The organism is Arthrobacter sp. zg-Y916 (assembly GCF_020907385.1).
Taxonomy (GTDB): domain Bacteria; phylum Actinomycetota; class Actinomycetes; order Actinomycetales; family Micrococcaceae; genus Arthrobacter_B; species Arthrobacter_B caoxuetaonis.
On record NZ_JAJJOD010000001.1, the window covers coordinates 324,525 to 343,056 of the forward strand.

The window sequence follows — 18,532 nt, forward strand, 5'->3', positions numbered from 1 at the left end:
ATCACACTGGATGATGTTCCTCCGTCGGGGGAGAAAGGATCATCATGACTGCCACTTCTTCCACCGCTCCGGTAGTTGCCGGGAAAGCTACGCCGCAGGCCCGCCGTGCCGCGCTCTCAGGTTTCCTGGGGAGCACACTTGAGTACTACGACTTCTTCATCTATGGTTCAGCAGCCGCACTTGTCTTCTCCCACGTGTTCTTTTCATCGGAGGGGAACTCCGTACTGCTTTCCATCTCCACGCTGGGCGTCGCGTACGTGGCACGGCCCTTGGGTGCCGTCATCTGGGGACACCTCGGGGATAAATTTGGCCGCCGTTCCACTCTGATGGCCTGCCTTCTGCTGATGGGAATCTCGACGTTCCTGATCGGCTGCCTGCCCACCTATGACCAGGCAGGGTTGCTGGCGCCGCTGGCACTCGTGGTCCTGAGGCTGCTGCAGGGCCTGTCCGCCGGCGGGGAATCGCCGGGTGCCGCGTCCCTGTCCATGGAGCACGCGCCCGACCACCGCCGTTCCTTCTTTGCCAGCTTCACCATGAGCGGCATCATGTTCGGAATTGTGCTGGCCACCCTGGTATTCATTCCCGTAGCTTCGCTGCCGGATGAGCAGCTGCTGACCTGGGGGTGGCGGATCCCGTTCTGGATCAGTATTTTCCTGACAGGGGTGGCCTTCTGGATCCGGCGCCATTTGGAAGAGCCGGAGGTCTTCGAGGAAACCAAAGAGTCCAACCAGGTGGCCAAGGTTCCGCTGGTGGAGCTCTTCAAATACCACTGGGCCGCTGTGATCCGTGTGATGTTCTCATCGACATTTGCCATGATCAACACCATCGTCAACGTCTTCGCGCTGGCCTACGCAGTGGAGCACAACGGCATTGAACGCACCACCATGCTCACGGTTATTGCAGTTGCGAATTTCTCCGCCGTCCTGACCCAGCCGCTGTACGGATTGCTGGCGGATAAGATCGGCCGCAAACCGGTGTTCATCGGCGGCGCCCTGGGCGCAGGCGCCATGATGTTCGCGTTCTTCAACGCCATCAGCACCGGCAACGTCACTCTGATATTTATCTCCTCAATCATCCTCATGGGTGGCCTGTATGCCGCGCCAAACGGTTCGTACATGGCCTCCTTCCCGGAACAGTTCCCCGCAAAGGTGCGTTACTCCGGCATGGCGATCGGCCTTATGCTCGGACTGCTGGTTTCAGGTTTCACCCCGGCGATCGGCACCCTCATGACCGCCGGTGACCTCACCAACTGGATGCCCGTGGCGCTTATGTGCTTCGGATTCACGGTGATCGCTGCGGTTGCTTTTGCCACGGGTCCGGAAACCTACCGGATCCCCACTGCCCAGCTGGGGCTGACACGGGCCGAGCGCGAAGCGATAAAGCAGCAGTGAGCACTGGCAGCGGCCCGCTGCGGATTGGGCTAATTGGCAACGGCTTGGCAACGTCTCTCTCCCCGCTGATCCATGAGGAAGAAGCCAGGGCACTGGGCTTGTCCGGTTACAGCTATGAGCGCCTTGACCTCTCCGGCATTGCCGCAGTGGATCTGGCGGAGGTGCTGAAGGAAGCACTGCACGAAGGGTTTACGGGTTTCAACGTCACCTATCCCCACAAGCAGGCCATCCTGCCCTGCCTGGATTCAATTGCTCCTGACGCCGCCGTCCTCGGCGCCGTAAATACGATCGTGGTGTCGGAGGCCGGGCTGACCGGTTACAACACAGACCGCAGCGGCTTCCTCGCCGGGCTCCGCCGCGTGCTCCCCGCCGGCCCCCGGCACCAAACCGCAGCCCTCTTTGGCGCCGGGGGCGCAGGGTCTGCTGTTGCAGCTGCGCTGCTGGATTTTGGCGTGCAGAATCTGAGGATCATTGATCCGGTTCCGGAACGGCGGGAACAGCTGAAGGCTGCGCTGCAGCTGGCTTACCCGGCACGGAGCGGTACCAGCATCCAAGCCGGCGGCGAAGAACTGGCCCGCGAGTGGGTCAGCACTGCCGACGGGGTGGTCAACGCTACGCCGATCGGGATGGAGCACATTCCCGGTACGCCCTTTGACACAGCGTGGCTCAGGCCCGGTCACTGGGTGGCGGACGTCGTCTACCGTCCGGTGAGGACAGCGCTGTTGGCTGAAGCATCACAGCGGGGCTGCCCTGTGGTCGACGGCACGACCATGCTCGTAGAACAGGCAGCAGACACCTTCGCACTCCTCACGGGCATTGAGCCGGTGAGGACAAGGATGCGTTCACACCTCGCCCGGCTCCTTGCACCTGCCGTGCGGTAACTACCCCCCCCCGAAAGAGGACGATGACTGACACGGCACGTACACAAGCACCCCGCCTGCGCGTCGGAATCGTGGGCTGCGGCAACATCAGCCGCAACCACATTGAGGCCTACGCCGCAATTGAGGGAACGGAGGTTGTGGGGGTCTGCGACGTCGACACCGCCCGTGCACGGCAGACCGCCGCAACCTGGCAGATACCCCACGCGGTGGACTCGGCAGCGGCACTCCTGGACCTCGGACTGGACATCATTTCGGTCTGCACTCCGCATCCGACGCATGAAGCAGTTGTCCTGCAGGCTGCGGCAGCCGGCGTGCACGTGCTGTGCGAGAAGCCAATCTCGGTGGATCTCGCCGCTGCCCGGAACATGGTTGAGGCCTGCGAGAACCACGGCGTTGCACTGGGCGTGCTTTTCCAGCGTCGGTTCTGGCCGGCAGCGGCCGCTCTCCGGGCAGCCATCGATGACGGCACCCTGGGCCGGCCGGTGATGGGCCAGGTTTCGGTACTCCTGCAGAGGGACCCTGAGTATTACCGTGCAGACGCGTGGCGCGGAACCTGGGCGAACGACGGCGGCGGTGTGCTGATGACGCAGGCGATCCACTACATCGACCTGCTGCAGTGGTATCTGGGGGAGGTGGCGGAAGTCTACGGAGCGGTCAACACCTTCAAGCACGGGGACTATATCGAGGTCGAGGACTCAGCAAGCGCTGTCCTGAAGTTCACCAGCGGAGCGCTGGCCACGCTGAACGCTTCCACCGCCGCCAGCCCGTCGCTCGGGGTGCAAATCCGTATCACGGGTTCGACCGGGGCGACGGCTGAACTCAGCGAATTCCCTGAAGGCACGGACGGGCGCCTCACCATCGCCGCAGACGGGGCATCCGCGGCTGAAGCGCCTGCCCGCATCACCGCGGGGGCCAACGTGGACCTGGCGGCCATCAACGAAGCGCTGATCCCGCATCACCGGGCACAGATCGAGGACTTCGTGGACGCAGTGAGGGGCGGGGGCATCCCTGCTGTTACCGGCCGGGATGGTACGAATGCCCTCCGCATCCTGCTGGCGGTCTACGAGTCCGCCCGCACCGGGCAGCCGGTCCGGTTTGCGCCGTTCCCCGCCGGGGTGGCGGTTCCTCCGGCACGTTCCGGCACGGCCGCCGAGACTAACGAGCCATCTCCGCCCGCAGAAGTCCGACCTGAGATTCGAGCGAACAAATGACAACCCACACACCGAAGATTGGTCTTGCCCAGCTGTCCCTGCTCCGTACCGAACCTCCGCGGCTGGTGCGGATCGCAGCTGCCGCTGGTTTCGACTTCGTCGGCGCCCGGGTGCGACAGGTGACGGCCGCGGAGCGGGCGTACGACCTTGCCCCGGGGTCGCCGATGTTCCGTGAAACAATGCTCGCCGTCGAGGAGACGGGGGTGGGCATCCGGGACATTGAGTTCCTGCTGCTCGACGGCAGTGACCAGCGGTCCGCCTGGCTCCAGATGATGGAAGCGGGGGAGGCGCTGCGAGCTGCCACCCTCACGGTGGCCGCGTCGCTCACGGATCACGGGCAGCTGGCCGGGATCCTCGCGCAGATGGTGAAGGACGGCGCTGACTTCGGCATCGTTCCCACCCTGGAAGTTATCTCCTATCAATCAGTGAATTCACTCCCGCTGGCCGCGGAACTGGCACGGGACTCCGGCTGCAGGATCGTGGCCGACACACTGCACCTCAGCAGGGTGGGCACCACAGACGCGGAACTCCAAACGTATGGCGGGCTGGTCCCGCTGCTGCAGCTGTGCGACGGTCCGGTGGACGCCCCGGCCGACCGGGACGGCCTCGTGCTCGAATCCCGGTCCGAGCGCCAGGTACCCGGAGAAGGCGGATTCCGGCTCGCGGAAATGATCGCCGCGCTGCCCGAAGGGACCCCGGTGAGTGTGGAAACCCCTTCCGATTCAGCTCTCGCCCGCCTCGGTGAACAGGCCTGGGCGAACCGTCTGAAGCAGGCGGCTGACTCGGTGATCGCCTCCGCCGGGCGACTGAGGGCATCCGCCCGGGCCTTCCCTGAGCCGCCACCCTTGTCCGGGTGCTCCGAACACCCGGAACTGCACACCCACGGAACGAACGGAATAACAGATGAGCACCACAGTTAGCAGGGACACCGAAGCAGACGTCGTCGTCGTCGGGTCCGGCGCAGGCGGAATGTCCGCCGCAGTCACCAGCGCCTACCACGGACTGAAGGTGGTGGTGGTGGAGCGGGCAGAGGTCATCGGGGGCGCCACCTCCCATTCCGGCGGCTGGGCATGGGCCCCGGGCAACCCTTTGGCGAAGGCCGACGGCGTCCAGGAGGACCGCGAAGAATTCCGCACCTACCTGCGCAACGTCCTGGGAAAGGACTACGACGCCGAGCGGATCGACGCGTTTCTGGAGGCGGCGCCGCACATGGTGGGCTTTTTCCATAACCGCACCTCGCTCCAGTTCACGCCGGGCACCCGGATCAATGACATTTACGGATCGGTGCCCGGAGCGGGCACCGGACACCGCTCTGTCGCTCCGGCACCCTTCAACGCCCGGAACGTGAAGCCTGAGCTGCGCGCCAGGATGCGGCACCAGCTTTACGCGACCAGCTTCCTGGGTATGGGGATCATGGCCGGTCCGGACCTGACCAGGTTTCTCTCGGCGTCCCGCGGCAACCCCGCCGGCCTGCTCCATGCGGCAAAGCGGGTGACGGCCCACCTGGCGGGCCTCGCCCTGCACCGCAGGAACATGCAGCTGGTCAACGGGACGGCGCTGACCGCCCGGCTCCTCAAATCCGCGGACGACCTTGGGGTGGACATCCGCGTCGCCACGACCGCGGAAAAACTGCTGACGGACAGCGCCGGCGGGGTTACCGGCCTCCGGGTAGGCGGCCCGGACGGCAGCTACACGATCACTGCCCGCCGGGGTGTCGTCCTTGCAACAGGAGGGTTTCCCAGCAACACCGCGTACCGCGCCAAGCTCTTCCCCAAAACCCCTACCGGGGTTGAACACTGGACGCTGGCACCCCCGGAGGCAGACGGCTCGGGCCTGGACCTGGCGCTGGATGCCGGTGCACGGTTCATAACCGAGGTTGCTTCACCGGCGGCCTGGTGCCCGGTCTCCCTGGTCAAGTATCCCAACGGCAAGCAGGGTGTGTTCCCGCACATCATGGACCGTGCCAAACCCGGCAGCATTGGGGTGCTGGCTTCTGGGAAGCGGTTCGTCAATGAGGCGAACGGTTACTGGGACTACGTCGACGCGATGATCAAGGCGGCCGATGAGGGCGAAACCGTCCAGTCCTGGCAGATAGCCGATTCACGCTTCGTGCGCCGATACCCGCTTGGCATGGCCAAGCCGCTGCCCGTGCCGTTGTTCCCTTACCTGCGCAGCGGTTACCTCGTCCGGGGCAGGACGCTCCAGGAGCTGGCGGCTAAATGCGGCATTGACCCTGATGCCCTGGCCAAGACGGTGGCGGAGTTCAACAAAAACGCCCGCCGGGGCGTCGATCCTGAGTTCGGACGCGGTGAAACTCCGTTCAACCGTTCCGGGGGAGATCCGAAAACCCGCCCAAACCCCACGCTCGCCCCCTTGGAGCGGGGCCCCTTCTACGCAGTAAGGGTGGTGCCGGGCAGTTTCGGTACCTTCGCCGGCCTGGCCGTGGACACTTCCGCCCGAGTGCTTACCGAAGCCGGGACACCCATCAAGGGCCTCTACGCAGCGGGCAACGACCAGGCCAGCGTGATGGGCGGGCACTATCCCGCCGGCGGCATCAACCTCGGCCCCGCCCTCACCTCCGGCTACGTCGCGGGACGCGACCTTGCCGGGGCCATAGTTTACGAAGACGACGGGACCCCCGTCCCGGTCAGTGCCAGCACACCATCAACAGATTCCCAGGAGTTCCAGCCATGAACACATATGCCGTCACCTACACCTACTCAGTCGAATCCGCGGTTCAGCGTGACGCCGTTCGTCCGAACCATGTCGAGTTCCTGCAGGCACTGTTCGACTCGGGCAGGCTGCTGGTCAGCGGACCGCTGGATGCAGGCACCGGTGCCCTCCTGGTGATCCAGGCGCCCGACGAGGCTGAGGCAGCTGCGGTGATGGACGGCGACCCGTTTGCCCAGGCCGGACTGATTACGGAGCGCACGATCAGCCAGTGGAACATCTTTTTCGGAAGGGACAAGCTTCAGGTCCCGGCGGGCGCCCAGGGATAGGGCCGGGCATGCTGCGAGCCCATACTGTCAGCCGGCGGACGATCGAGCTGCGGGACGAGGACCCACCGGCGCTTATGCCGGGGCACGCGCTGGTCCGGGTACACCAGGTGGCCCTGTGCGGGACCGACCTGCACATCTGGGACGACGACTATCCGACGGAACTGCCTCTGGTCCAGGGACACGAGTTCACCGGGCGGATCGAAGCCATTGACCAGGCGGCCGGCCCGGGGCTGGAGGTGGGGAACGCGGTAGCGGTCAGCCCCATGGTGTACTGCGGCACGTGCGGGCCGTGCCTCGGCGGGCGCCCGAACGTCTGCGAATCCATCTCCTGCCTGGGCTGCTACGAAGACGGCGCCCTGGCTGAGGTCATCAGCGTTCCAGTATCGAAGCTTCACCCCGTTCCTGAGGGCATGCCGCTGCGGCTGGCGGTGCTGGGCGAGCCGGGATCCATTGCCATGCAGGCTGTGAACCGCGGCAGGCCAGAGGCAGGGGAGACGGCCCTGGTATTCGGCTGCGGGCCAATCGGGCTGCTGACGACGCTCTTCCTGACCGAGCTGGGCGTCAACGTTCTTACTTCTGACCTTGTTCCGTCCAAGCTCGAAATGTCCCGGGAATTCGGAGCAGTGGGTACGCTGCTGGCTGGCTCCGGCCCCTTTCCGGATGCCGCTCAGCGCAAGGAGCTCGAATCCTGGTGCCGGATGTCCGGCCCCACCCTGCTCATCGAAGCAACCGGTGCGCCGGCGTCGTTCGAGAACGCGCTTTCCCTTGCAGCACCTACGGCGCGCATTGTCCAGGTGGGCATCTCCACTGCAACAGCGGCACTGTCCATGCGGACGGTCCCGTTCAAGGAACTGGACATCCTCGGCAGCAGGAACAGCGTCAACCTCATCCCCGCGGCCCTGGCTGCCCTCAACCGGCATCAGGACCTGGCCGAAAAGCTGATCACCCATAGCTTCGAACTGGCCGCAATCCAGGAAGCCTTCGAAACCATGCTTGATCCGGCCCAGGGTGCAGGAAAGATCGTCATCAGCATGCCCGTCCGTGAGCCCGCGGCCCAGCCCGGTGTACACGCCGGCTCACGGACGGAGAACTGACTTATGGGACGTATGGAAGCTCCTGTCACCGCGAACGCAGCCGACCTGGCAACCTCCTACGACGTCGTGGTGATGGGTTCCGGTGCCGCGGGCCTTACCTCCGCTGTCCGGGCTGCCCACGGCGGTGCCTCCGTGCTGGTGCTGGAGAAGGCAGCCCTGCTGGGCGGGACTACTTCTGCAGGCGGCGGCGTCATCTGGGCGCCCAACAACCATTTATCAATGAGCGCAGGATTCGAGGATTCCCGGGCGGCGGGCATCAGCTATCTGCGGGCAGCGGCCGGCCACGCCATGCCGACGGAAGACATTGAGTGGTTCGTTGAGACCGCAGCGGACGTCATTGGGTTCCTGGACCGCCACACCCGTGTGCGTCTGGCTCCGCTGGCCCGTCCGGACTACCACCTGGAATGGGACGGCGCCGCAGCCGGAGGCCGCAGCCTGGATAACCTGCCGTTCTCCGACGAAGACCACCCGGGGCTTGCAGCGATGCTGCGGCCGTCAACTTACTTTCCGCTGCTCACCATGATTGAACGGGACAACCTCAACGGCCGGGCACCGGACCCGCAGCTGCTGCGCAGCCGTGCCGATGAAGGCATCCGCACCATGGGCGGGGCCCTGGCAGGGTCCCTGGCCGCCACCGCGATTGATCTGGGAGTGCGCCTTGCGGTCCAGGCGCCGGTGACGGGCCTGTCCCGTTCCGGCAGCGGATGGAACGTGGAGATTGCCGGCCGGACGGAGACAATCCGGGCCGGTGCCGTCGTCGTGGCCTCCGGCGGGTTCGAGTTCAACGCGGACATGCGCGCAGCTTTCCTTCCATTGCCGGTCACGCCGATCGGTGCCCCTTCAAATGAGGGCGACGGACTGGAACTGGCACTCGCTGCCGGTGCCGCCGTCCGGGATATGACGGCGATGTGGGGAGTCCCGGTGATAACTCCGCCGGGCGCGCGGTACGACGGCCGGCCCACGGGGCGGATGGCGAACGTGGAAATGACGCTGCCGGGCTCCATCACCGTCAATGCCGCCGGCCGGCGCTTCGTCAACGAAGCGCTGAACTACCACGACGCCGCGCGCGTCTTCGCCAATACCGATCCGGAGAGCACGCGCCAGCAAAACAATCCGGCGTGGCTCGTCTTCGACGCGGATTTCCACGCGAAGTACCCGGTGGCAGGTTCTGTGCCGGGTGTGGCGCAGGACTGGATGAACGAGTCGTCCAGCCTGCAGGAACTGGCGGAAAAGACAGGAATCGACGCCGCCGGGCTGGCGGAAACGGTGCTGTTCTTCAACAGTGATGCCCGGAAGGGCACCGATACCCTGTACGGCCGCGGGGCAAGCGAACAGGACCGGCACCTGGGTGACCAGTCGAACCTGCCCAACCCCTGCCTTTCCCCCCTGGACAGGCCTCCGTTCTATGCAGTTCCCGTGCACGCAGGGATGCTGGGAACCTCCGGCGGGCTGGCTGTGAATCAGCAGGGACAGGTTCTGGGTTGGGACGGCGGTCCCATCACAGGCCTGTACGCGGCGGGCAATGCAGCAGCCGGGATTTTCCGCAACCACTATCCGGGCGGCGGGGCGACGCTGGGATCTGCCGTTACCCGCGCCTATGCCGCAGCCCGCCACCTCTGCGGAGACACAGCATGATTCCGGAGCAGGTGGCCCCGCCGGGCCAGCTGCAGATATGGCCTGGCCGCTTCGCCGGCAGGGTTGTCCTGGTGACCGGTGCCGGGGGAGGGCTGGGATCAGAGGCGGCCGCCAGGCTGCGGGCCGAGGGAGCGTGCGTCGTGGCCACGGATGTCACCGCACCGGCCGGGGGTCCGCCTGACACTGGAGAGTTCCTCGGGCTGGATGTCACGGACCCGGACCAGTGGGAGCGGGTGATCCGGCACGCCATGAACCGGTTCGGCCGGCTGGACGGCGCCCTTTTCTGCCACGGAGTCCAGGGCCCGGAAGTGCCGGTGAAGGACGTGCCTCTCGAGGGATGGAACCGCACACTGGAGATCAACCTGACGGGCTGCTTTTACGGGCTGCAGGCGGTGATCCCTCACATGCACGCCGCCGGATACGGCCGGATCGCCATGCTGGCTTCGATCGCAGGGAGGGAAGGAAACGAGAACATGTCGGCCTATTCCGTCTCCAAAGCGGGCCTGATCGCCCTGGCCAAGTCGGCGGCCAAGGAAACCGCCTCCGCAGGCATCTCCATCAACTGTGTTGCGCCCTCGATGTTCGCGACGCCGCTGCTAAAGGACCTGAGCCCCGAACGCAATGCGGCGCTGCTCAACAGGGTGCCAATGCGCAGGGTGGGGTACCCGGCGGAATTCGCGGCCTTGGCAGCCTGGCTGCTCTCTCCCGAATGCAGCTACATGACCGGGCAGACACTGGACCTCAGCGGAGGCCGAAACACTGCCTGACGAATAACTCTGACGGGGCCAGGGCCAGCGGGCCCGACGGCGTCGCGCAGCCACCTGAACTTCCACCGCACCAGCATCTGAAGGCCTGCACCGTCCCTGGCCGCTCCTACTGTGGACACCTGCCCTGCACGGTGCCAGATTGGGCGCATGGAACCCGCCGAACCATCCGCACTGACGGACTATCTGGCTTCCCTGAACCACCCGATGCGCTCGTCGGTCCAGAAGCTGCGCGAAGCTATCCTGTCCGTGGACCCGCGGATCCGGGAAAACGTCAAATGGCATTCGCCGAACTTCTTCCTGCGCGACGACTTCGCCACGTTCAACCTCAATCGGCCCCAGGCCGTGCAGGTCGTTTTGCACACGGGAGCCAAACCCAAGCCTGAGCACCGCGAGATCACCGTGGCCGATCCGCGGAAGGTGCTCCGCTGGGCCGGACGGAACCGCGGAGTCATTACCTTCCCCAGCCGCGCTGCGGCGGACGCGGGACTGGAGGACTTCACCGACGTCGTCAGGCAGTGGGTTTCGCAGCTGGAATAGGACTTAGACCTCCGGAACCACCGCTTTCGGCGTGCGGCCCGGGGCGCGGACCGGCAGCAGTGCCAGCAGGCCCAGCAGCAGGACCAGCAGGATTCCGATGATGCCGTACCGCTGCGCCCCGAAGATGGTGATGAACAGCGCAAAGAGCGAGGGCGCCAGGAAGCTCACTGCCCTGCCCGTGGTGGCGTAGAGGCCAAAGAGTTCGCCCTCCTCGCCGTCGGGGGCCAGCCGTGCCAGGAACGCCCGGGACGCCGACTGCGCCGGGCCAACGAACAGGCACAGGGCCAGTCCGAAGATCCAGAACGTGGTGTCGCCGGTCCAGTCGAGTCCGAACATGCTGACATCGTCCGGGCCCAGCACGGCGATGGCGGATCCGGCCAGCAGGAGGCCGGTCAGGGAACCGACGATCACCGGTTTGGGACCAATGCGGTCATCCAGGAAACCGCCCGCAAAGGAACCGGCCGCGGCCACGATGTTGCCGAAGATGGCGAACATGATGACCTGGGGCAGTTCCCAGCCGAACGTTCCGGACGCGATGACGCCGCCGAAGGTGAATACCGCTGCCAGCCCGTCACGGAAAACGGCCGAGGCTAGGAGGAAGAAAATCGTGTGGGGGCTGGTCTTGTAGATGGCCTTGATCCGGCGGAAGAGCAGTCCGTAGGACGCGATGAACCCAATCTTGGCGGCCTTGGTGCGGGGCACCTCCGGCACGGTGAAGAAGATCGGCAGGGAGAACAGCAGGAACCACACAGCCGAGAACACGGCGACGGCCCGGACGTTCTGGCCGTTCTCGGACGTGACGCCAAACCATCCGATGTCCGGATTGATGAAGCCGACCAGGACCAGGGCCAGCGCGGCGATGCCGCCTACGTACCCCATGGCCCATCCGAAGCCGCTGACCTTGCCAATCGTGGCCGGTGTGGACACCTGCTTGAGCATGGCGAAGTAGTTCACGTTCGCGAATTCGAAGAAGACGTTGGCCAGGGCGATGAGGGCCACGCCAACGAGCAGGAAGTTTTCACTCGGGTAGACGAAGAAGCACAGTCCTGTCGCCACACACACAGCAAGGGTGTTGAGTCCCAGCCACAGCTTCCGCCGTCCGCCGGCGTCGGAGCGCTGCCCGGTCACCGGAGCAAGGACAGCCACCACGATGCCCGCGACGGCAAGGCCTGTGCCCAGGACTGCCGACGCGTGATCTTCGCCGCCGAACGGGTCCGACGTCAGGTACACGGTAAAGACGAAGGTCGTCATCACAGCGTTGAAGGCTGCCGATCCCCAGTCCCATGAGGCCCAGGCCCAAACCTCCCGCCGTCGAAGGCGGGCAGAGGGACCGGGATGCCCCGGTGTGGTGTGTACGGTCGTTGATGCCATGGTCCAGATGCTAGCCCGCCAAGGCGGTGTGAGACGGACAGACGCGGTCGAAAGGCGTAACCATGACACACCCCCGAATGGGCTGAGGGCGTATGCCATGGGTAGAATAAACAGGACCCTTCGCCCGCAACGTTGATAACTAAAGCTGTGTTCTGACCTGCAAACCCCAAGAGAACCCGGGAGATCTACGTGCTACTTGTGCTCACCGTCTTGTTTACGGTGGCATTGGTGGCGCCGTTATTCTTCCGGTGGTTCGGCAGGTCCGCCTTTTACATCCTGGCCGCGGTTCCCGCACCGGCGTTCCTGTGGCTGATGGCAACGTTCACCCGCTATACCGGGGCGGACCAGACCCTCGCTTCCGGCGCTCCCAACGCGCCGCCGTCGGTCATCATCCCCTGGATTCCCGATCTCCGGGTGGAGCTGGCTTTCCGCATGGACGCGCTCTCAGCCGTCCTCTCCATCCTTATCCTGGGCGTCGGTTCGCTGGTGCTGTTCTACTGCGCCCGGTACTTCCGTCCCGAAGATCCGAAGATGGGCAGCTTCGGCGCCCAGCTGCTGGCCTTCGCCGCGGCCATGTTCGGTCTGGTCACAGCTGATGACCTGATCCTGCTGTTCATCTTCTGGGAACTGACCACCATCCTCTCCTACCTGCTGATCGGCTATGCGGCGCACCGCCTCTCGGCCCGCCGTGCAGCCCTGCAGGCACTGATTGTTACGACGTTCGGCGGGCTGGCCATGCTCGTAGGCATGATCATGCTCGGCTCGGCGGCCGGCACCTACCGGATCTCCGAGATCATGGCGCAGGCACCGCAGCTGGCTGCGAGCGGCGTGATTGTCGACATCGCTGTGGTCCTGCTGCTCCTTGGCGCAGTTTCCAAGTCGGCCCTGTTCCCCTTCCATTTCTGGCTTCCGGCCGCCATGGCTGCCCCGACCCCGGTCAGCGCGTACCTGCACGCCGCGGCCATGGTGAAGGCCGGCATCTACCTGGTGGCACGCCTGGCTCCGGGGTTCTCGGACACCATGTACTGGTCTGCCGTCGTCTCCATCCTTGGCCTGGCGACCCTGCTCCTGGGCGGCTGGCGTGCGCTGCGGCAGCACGACCTCAAGCTGATGCTGGCCTACGGAACTGTCAGCCAGCTCGGTTTCCTGACCCTTGTGGTGGGACTGGGCAACCGGGAAGCGGCGCTGGCGGGTCTGGGCCTGCTGGTGGCACATGGCTTCTTCAAGGCCACGTTGTTCCTGGTAGTGGGGATCATCGACCACCAGGCAGGCACCCGCGACATCCGCAAGCTGTCCGGCGTCGGACGCTCAGCCCCGCTGCTGGCCGTTGTCGCCGCGATCGGCGCTGCCTCCATGGCCGGCCTGCCGCCGCTGCTCGGATTCGTGGCGAAGGAATCGGTCTACGAGACCTACGTCCACTTTGCCGAAAAGCAGGGCACGCCCACGGCGATCGTGCTGCTGATTGGCGTCGTGGCCGGCGCCATCCTGACCTTCGCGTACAGCTGCCGGTTCGTCTGGGGCGGCTTCGCGTCCAAGGAATCCTGCAAGCCGACGGCGTTCAAAGCGATTCCGTGGCCGTTCCTCGCCCCGCCCGCCATCCTTGCTGCCGCCACCGTCTTCTTTGGCCTGTGGCCGAAGCCGCTGGACACGATCATCACCCCGTACGCGGACCTGTACCCGCTGGAAGGCGAAGCCACGCACCTGGCGCTCTGGCACGGCTTTACCCTTGCGCTGGGCCTGACGGCGCTGACGATCGCGGCCGGAACCCTGCTGTTCTTCCAGCGCACCCGGGTGGAGAAACTCCAGGCCCGCATGGCCAGCCCGCTCGACGCCGAGCGGTCCTACCGCGGCCTGATCGGCATCCTGGACGACGTCGCGGTCTGGGTCACCGGACGCACGCAGCGCGGTTCACTGACCTTCTACCTCTTTGTCATCCTGAGCATGGCGATTGTGACGCCGCTGTGCGCCGTCCTCCTCCGGAACGCGCCGATTCCGGAACAGTTCCATTGGTTCGATTCCCCGCTGCAGGCCGTGATCGGTGCAGCCGTGGTGATCGGCGCCGTCGGTGCAGCCCGCGCCAACAAGCGCTTCCTGGCCGTGCTGATGGTCAGCGTCAGCGGCTACGGCATTGCCCTGCTCTTTGCGCTGCAGGGTGCGCCGGACCTCGCCCTGACCCAGATGCTGGTGGAGACCATCGTGCTGGTGGCCTTTGTGCTGGCGCTGCGGTCCCTGCCGGCCCGGCTCTGGAAGCGCGAACCCACCGGCCAGCGCCTGCTGCGGGCCGGACTGGGCATAGCCTTCGGCGCTGCCATGGTGGTCTTCGCCATGACGGCGATGGCATCCCGGGTGGCCGAACCCATCTCCCTGTCCTATCCCGAACTCGCCTACAAGGGCGGCGGCGGCCTGAACATCGTCAACGTGACGCTGGTGGACATCCGCGCCTGGGATACCTTCGGCGAAATCTCCGTCCTGGCCATGGCCGCCACCGGCGTTGCCTCCCTGATCTTCGTCCGCGGCCGCGGCGACAAACGCCGCCGTGCCGACGAGGTAGCCACCGGTTCCGTGGACCGCGGGCGTGAACACTTTGCCTCTTCCGAGCGGGAAGCTGCCACCCTGGCCCTGGCCCGGAAGTTCTCCTCCGTGGCCCGCGAAGCGTGGCTGGTGGCCGGCCGCACGCTGGCTCCCGAGCGCCGTTCCATCATCTTTGAAGTCGTCACCCGGCTGTTGTTCCACTCGGTGATTATCTTCTCCATCTACCTGCTCATCGCAGGCCACAACTCACCGGGCGGCGGTTTTGCCGGCGGCCTGATGGCAGGCCTGGCGCTGACCATCCGATACCTTGCCGGCGGCCGCTTCGAACTGGCCGAAGCCACCCCCGTCAGCGCAGGCATGCTGCTTGGCGGCGGATTGGGCCTGGCGGCACTCTCCGCAGCAGCCCCGCTGTTCTTCGGCGGCCAGGTCCTGCAGAGCGCCATCATTGAGTTCACCTGGCCGATCTTCGGCGACATCAAGTTCGTCACCTCAACCATCTTCGACATCGGCGTGTACCTGGTGGTGGTTGGCCTGGTGCTTGACGTCCTGCGCAGCCTCGGTTCGGAAATCGACGAACGCTCCGAAGGCGGTTCCGATGACGGCGACGATGACCTGGTGGAACCCGAACCCGAAATCCTGGAACCGGAAGGAGTGTCCCGATGAGCGTCAACATCACGCTGCTGCTCATCATGGGCGCCCTCTATGCGGCAGGTATCTATCTGGTCATGGAACGCAGCCTCACCCGGGTGGTGCTGGGGCTGGCCATGATGACCAACGCGACCAACATCCTGCTGCTGGCCACCGGAGGCTTCCAGGGACTGGCGCCGCTGTTCAGCGCCGAGATTCCGCCGGAGGACTACAACGACCCGTTGCCGCAGGCCTTCATCCTCACCTCGATCGTCATTTCCTTCTCCGTAACGGCCTTCATGCTCGGCATCATTTACCGCTCCTGGGTGCTGGGGCGCCAGGATGAGGTCCAGGACGACATCGAAGACCGCCGCGTGGCCAGCCAGAGCAGCTACGACGCGGAAGACGACGCCGATGTCCCCGAGGACACGACCGAGTTCACGCCGGCTGACGAGGCCGAAGAAGCACCCGGTTCGCAGCGCGGACAGGGCACCGGATCCACAGGAGAGGCAAAACGATGAACGCTTCCAGTTTTGCCCCGCTCGCCGTCGTCCTGCCGTTCCTTGGCGCGGCGCTGGCCTTCGTCCTGATCCGGCACCAGCGCTCCCAGCGCATCGTGAGCGTTACGGTGCTGACCCTGACGCTGGTCCTGGAGTGCTTCCTGCTCGCCGCGGTCTGGGAGACCGGGGCGCAGGCCGTGAACCTGGGCGGGTGGCTGCCGCCGTTCGGCATCACCATGGTGGTGGACCAGTTCTCCGCCCTGATGCTCGTGGTTTCCACTGCCATCAGCCTCGCGGTGCTGATCTATGCCGCCGGCCAGGGCATGACCGACGGTGATGAAGACGGACCGATTTCCATCTTCCATCCGACCTACCTGATCCTGGTGGCAGGTGTTTCGAACGCCTTCCTGGCCGGTGATCTCTTCAACCTGTACGTCGGCTTCGAAATCCTGCTGACGGCCAGCTACGTGCTGATGACCCTGGGCGGCACTACGCCGCGAATCCGCGCGGGCGTGACCTACGTCGTCGTCAGCGTTATTTCCTCCGTCCTGTTCCTCACCGCAATCGGCATGATCTACGCCGCGACCGGCACGGTGAACATGGCGGACCTGGCCATCAAGCTGGGCGAGCTGGACCCGGGAACACAGCTGATGCTGCACCTGATGCTGCTGGTCGCCTTCGGCATCAAGGCCGCAGTCTTCCCCCTTTCCTTCTGGCTGCCTGACTCCTATCCCACCGCACCTGCGCCGGTCACTGCGGTGTTCGCCGGCCTGCTCACCAAGGTGGGTGTGTACGCCATGGTCCGCACCGAGACGCTGCTGTTCCCCGGGGACCGGATCAACACGCTGCTGATGGTGGTGGCGGGCCTGACCATGCTGGTGGGCATCCTGGGTGCCTTGGCGCAGACCGACATCAAACGTATGCTCTCCTTCACGCTGGTCAGCCACATCGGCTACATGGTGTTCGGCCTCGCGGTTGCCTCGATTGTGGGTATCGGCGCAGCCGTGTTCTACGTGGTCCACCACATCACCGTCCAGACCAGCCTGTTCCTGGTGACCGGCCTGATCGAGCGGCGCGGCGGAACCGCCAACATGGACCGTCTGGGCGGGCTCGCCCGGCTTTCACCGCTGCTGGCAGTTCTGTACTTCATCCCGGCGATCAACCTGGCCGGCATCCCGCCGTTCTCCGGCTTCCTGGGCAAGCTCGGCCTGATGCAGGCAGGCGTGGAACTGGGCACGCCGCTGGCCTACGTGCTGGTTGCCGCCTCCGTCCTCACCTCGCTGCTGACCCTGCTGGTCATGGCCCGGGTCTGGAACCGTGCGTTCTGGCGAACCCCGGAGGACGCAGTCCACCCTGATCCGATCCTGCTGGCCACCACCACCGACGGCAGCACCGTCCGCGACTCCGGCAACGTGAGCGGGCACAGCAGCGGACGCTTCGGCGGCCGCTCCACCGTGAACCTCCTGCCGAAGTCCATGGTCTACCCCACGGTGGGACTGGTAGCCCTGGGCGTATCCCTGACCATCCTTGCCGGCCCGCTCTTCTCGCTTAGCGACCGGGCAGCCCAGGACCTGCTGGACCGCACACCGTACATCGAAGCCGTTCTTGGTGAAGGGAGCGCACCGTGACTCAAAAAGCACGCATGCGCAACCACCCGCGGATACCCCTGCTGAAGGAACTGCCGCTGATCATCTGGCTGGTGCTGCTCTGGGGCGCGCTCTGGCAGGACTTCAGCCTGGGCAACCTGGTGTTCGGCGCCATCATCGCGTTTGTTGTCACCAACATCTTCTACCTGCCCCCGGTGGACCTGTCAGGACGGTTCAACGTCCTGTATGCGGCGGGCTTCGGGATCCGGTTCCTCTACAAGCTGGTGATCGCGAGCGTCCATGTGCTCTGGCTGGCCGCTGTCCACGGACCGCGGATCAAGAACGCCGTGGTCGCCGTGAAGCTGCGCAGCCACTCGGACCTTCTGGTCACGGCCACCGGCCATGCGCTTTCCCTGATCCCCGGCTCGCTGGTGGTGGAAGTGGACCGGTCCACGTCCACGCTCTACCTCCACTGCCTGGGCGTGAACAGCCAGGCAGCAGCGGAAAAGGTCCGTGATGACGTGCGTGCCACTGAATCGTGGCTGATCCGCATGATGGGCACACGAGAAGACCTGGCCCTGGTCCGGGCCGAACAGAAAGACCTCAAGGAACTGCGCGAAGGGGAGGTCAGCCGATGACTGCCGTCATCACTATCGTGTCGATTATGCTGGCCCTCTCCGCCGCCGGTGCCATCTTCCGGATTGTCCGCGGACCTTCAATCCTTGACCGCGTCCTCGCCGCCGACGTACTGCTGGCCATCGTAGGCGGCGCCCTCATAGTGGACATGGTCGTGAACCGGAACCTTGATTACCTCGCCCTGCTGATAGCGATTTCGCTGATCGGCTTCATCGGCTCCGTGACGGTGGCCCGCTTCGTAACGGACCGGAGGTAGCCATGAGTGAAACCGTGATTGACGTCATCGTTGGAGCCCTGCTGCTGGGCGGCGCCACCATGTCCTTCGCGGCGGCGATCGGCCTCACCCGCTTCCCCGACCTGATGAGCCGGATGCACGCCGCGACCAAGCCTCAGGTGCTCGGCCTGCTGCTCTTCCTGCTGGCCATGGCTGTGGAGTTCCGCAGCTGGGCACTGCTGCCGGTGCTGGCCCTGTGCTGGATCTTTATGCTGCTCACTGCGCCGGTCTCCGCCCACATGGTGGGCCGTGCCGGCTACCGAACCAAGCATCTTCGCCCCGAGCTGCTCACCATTGATGAGCTGGACGACGTCGTCGAGCGCGCCCAGCAGCTGATGTTCGAGGCCGCGAATGAGCCTGTCGATAACTCAGGTGATGATGACCCGACAACCGGCGGCGCACCGGAGCACGAAAGCGACGGAAGCTACTACACCGGGGACCTCAACGACGAAGAATTGGCCCGGGCACGTTCAGAGGCTGAGAAACCGACA

Annotated in this window: 16 protein-coding genes and 1 pseudogene; 16 read left to right on the forward strand and 1 reads right to left on the reverse strand. The window is 65.3% G+C overall.

Annotated elements, in window-relative coordinates:
- The first annotated feature begins 44 nt into the window (after positions 1 to 44).
- The 10 genes from LOC59_RS01555 to LOC59_RS01600 all read left to right on the forward strand — a co-directional run bounded on the left by LOC59_RS01555 (position 45) and on the right by LOC59_RS01600 (position 10,515).
- Positions 45 to 1,391 carry an MFS transporter gene (locus LOC59_RS01555; protein ID WP_227894008.1) on the forward strand — a complete coding sequence of 449 codons (1,347 nt, stop codon included), beginning with the start codon at positions 45 to 47 and terminating at the stop codon, positions 1,389 to 1,391.
- Positions 1,388 to 2,272 (forward strand): shikimate dehydrogenase, encoded by an 885-nt coding sequence (locus LOC59_RS01560; RefSeq protein ID WP_229970357.1) that lies wholly within the window; start codon positions 1,388 to 1,390, stop codon positions 2,270 to 2,272. The genes LOC59_RS01555 and LOC59_RS01560 overlap by 4 nt, the downstream gene beginning before the upstream one ends.
- Positions 2,273 to 2,295: 23 nt before the next feature.
- Positions 2,296 to 3,483 (forward strand): Gfo/Idh/MocA family protein, encoded by a 1,188-nt coding sequence (locus tag LOC59_RS01565; RefSeq protein ID WP_229970359.1) that lies wholly within the window; start codon positions 2,296 to 2,298, stop codon positions 3,481 to 3,483.
- Positions 3,480 to 4,403: a sugar phosphate isomerase/epimerase family protein gene (locus LOC59_RS01570; RefSeq protein WP_229970361.1), complete on the forward strand. Its 924-nt coding sequence runs from the start codon at positions 3,480 to 3,482 to the stop codon at positions 4,401 to 4,403. Before LOC59_RS01565 ends, LOC59_RS01570 begins: the two co-directional genes overlap by 4 nt.
- Positions 4,387 to 6,177: an FAD-dependent oxidoreductase gene (locus LOC59_RS01575; RefSeq protein WP_229970363.1), complete on the forward strand. Its 1,791-nt coding sequence runs from the start codon at positions 4,387 to 4,389 to the stop codon at positions 6,175 to 6,177. Before LOC59_RS01570 ends, LOC59_RS01575 begins: the two co-directional genes overlap by 17 nt.
- On the forward strand, positions 6,174 to 6,482 hold the full coding sequence (locus tag LOC59_RS01580; protein ID WP_229970364.1) for a YciI family protein: 309 nt from the start codon (positions 6,174 to 6,176) through the stop codon (positions 6,480 to 6,482). Before LOC59_RS01575 ends, LOC59_RS01580 begins: the two co-directional genes overlap by 4 nt.
- 8 nt (positions 6,483 to 6,490) lie before the next feature.
- Positions 6,491 to 7,576 carry an alcohol dehydrogenase catalytic domain-containing protein gene (locus tag LOC59_RS01585; protein ID WP_229970366.1) on the forward strand — a complete coding sequence of 362 codons (1,086 nt, stop codon included), beginning with the start codon at positions 6,491 to 6,493 and terminating at the stop codon, positions 7,574 to 7,576.
- A 3-nt stretch (positions 7,577 to 7,579) separates the two neighbouring features.
- Positions 7,580 to 9,211: an FAD-dependent oxidoreductase gene (locus LOC59_RS01590; RefSeq protein WP_229970368.1), complete on the forward strand. Its 1,632-nt coding sequence runs from the start codon at positions 7,580 to 7,582 to the stop codon at positions 9,209 to 9,211.
- Positions 9,208 to 9,978, forward strand: coding sequence for an SDR family NAD(P)-dependent oxidoreductase (locus tag LOC59_RS01595; RefSeq protein ID WP_229970370.1), 771 nt, complete (start codon positions 9,208 to 9,210; stop codon positions 9,976 to 9,978). Before LOC59_RS01590 ends, LOC59_RS01595 begins: the two co-directional genes overlap by 4 nt.
- A gap of 147 nt (positions 9,979 to 10,125) precedes the next feature.
- The gene (locus LOC59_RS01600; RefSeq protein ID WP_227894017.1) at positions 10,126 to 10,515 is read left to right on the forward strand and encodes a DUF1801 domain-containing protein; all 390 of its coding nucleotides are present in this window, start codon (positions 10,126 to 10,128) and stop codon (positions 10,513 to 10,515) included.
- 3 nt (positions 10,516 to 10,518) lie between these two features.
- On the opposite strand, the gene LOC59_RS01605 is transcribed toward LOC59_RS01600, so the two are convergent.
- A complete protein-coding gene (locus LOC59_RS01605; RefSeq protein WP_229970372.1) occupies positions 10,519 to 11,886 on the reverse strand; it encodes an MFS transporter in 1,368 nt (455 codons plus the stop codon).
- Positions 11,887 to 12,075: 189 nt separating this feature from the next.
- Here LOC59_RS01605 and LOC59_RS01610 point away from each other — a divergent pair, with 189 nt between their 5' ends.
- The 6 genes and pseudogenes from LOC59_RS01610 to mnhG form a co-directional block, all read left to right on the forward strand.
- A complete protein-coding gene (locus LOC59_RS01610) occupies positions 12,076 to 15,081 on the forward strand; it encodes a Na+/H+ antiporter subunit A (protein ID WP_229970374.1) in 3,006 nt (1,001 codons plus the stop codon).
- The gene (locus LOC59_RS01615; protein WP_227894020.1) at positions 15,078 to 15,566 is read left to right on the forward strand and encodes a Na(+)/H(+) antiporter subunit C; all 489 of its coding nucleotides are present in this window, start codon (positions 15,078 to 15,080) and stop codon (positions 15,564 to 15,566) included. Before LOC59_RS01610 ends, LOC59_RS01615 begins: the two co-directional genes overlap by 4 nt.
- Positions 15,563 to 17,173, forward strand: coding sequence for a Na+/H+ antiporter subunit D (locus LOC59_RS01620; RefSeq protein WP_227894021.1), 1,611 nt, complete (start codon positions 15,563 to 15,565; stop codon positions 17,171 to 17,173). The genes LOC59_RS01615 and LOC59_RS01620 overlap by 4 nt, the downstream gene beginning before the upstream one ends.
- A gap of 14 nt (positions 17,174 to 17,187) precedes the next feature.
- Positions 17,188 to 17,769: a Na+/H+ antiporter subunit E gene (locus LOC59_RS01625; RefSeq protein ID WP_229970848.1), complete on the forward strand. Its 582-nt coding sequence runs from the start codon at positions 17,188 to 17,190 to the stop codon at positions 17,767 to 17,769.
- Positions 17,766 to 18,023 carry a monovalent cation/H+ antiporter complex subunit F gene (locus LOC59_RS01630; RefSeq protein WP_227894022.1) on the forward strand — a complete coding sequence of 86 codons (258 nt, stop codon included), beginning with the start codon at positions 17,766 to 17,768 and terminating at the stop codon, positions 18,021 to 18,023. Before LOC59_RS01625 ends, LOC59_RS01630 begins: the two co-directional genes overlap by 4 nt.
- 2 nt (positions 18,024 to 18,025) lie before the next feature.
- Positions 18,026 to 18,367: pseudogene (gene mnhG / locus LOC59_RS01635) on the forward strand (monovalent cation/H(+) antiporter subunit G); the annotation flags it as partial.
- Positions 18,368 to 18,532 lie beyond the last annotated feature (165 nt).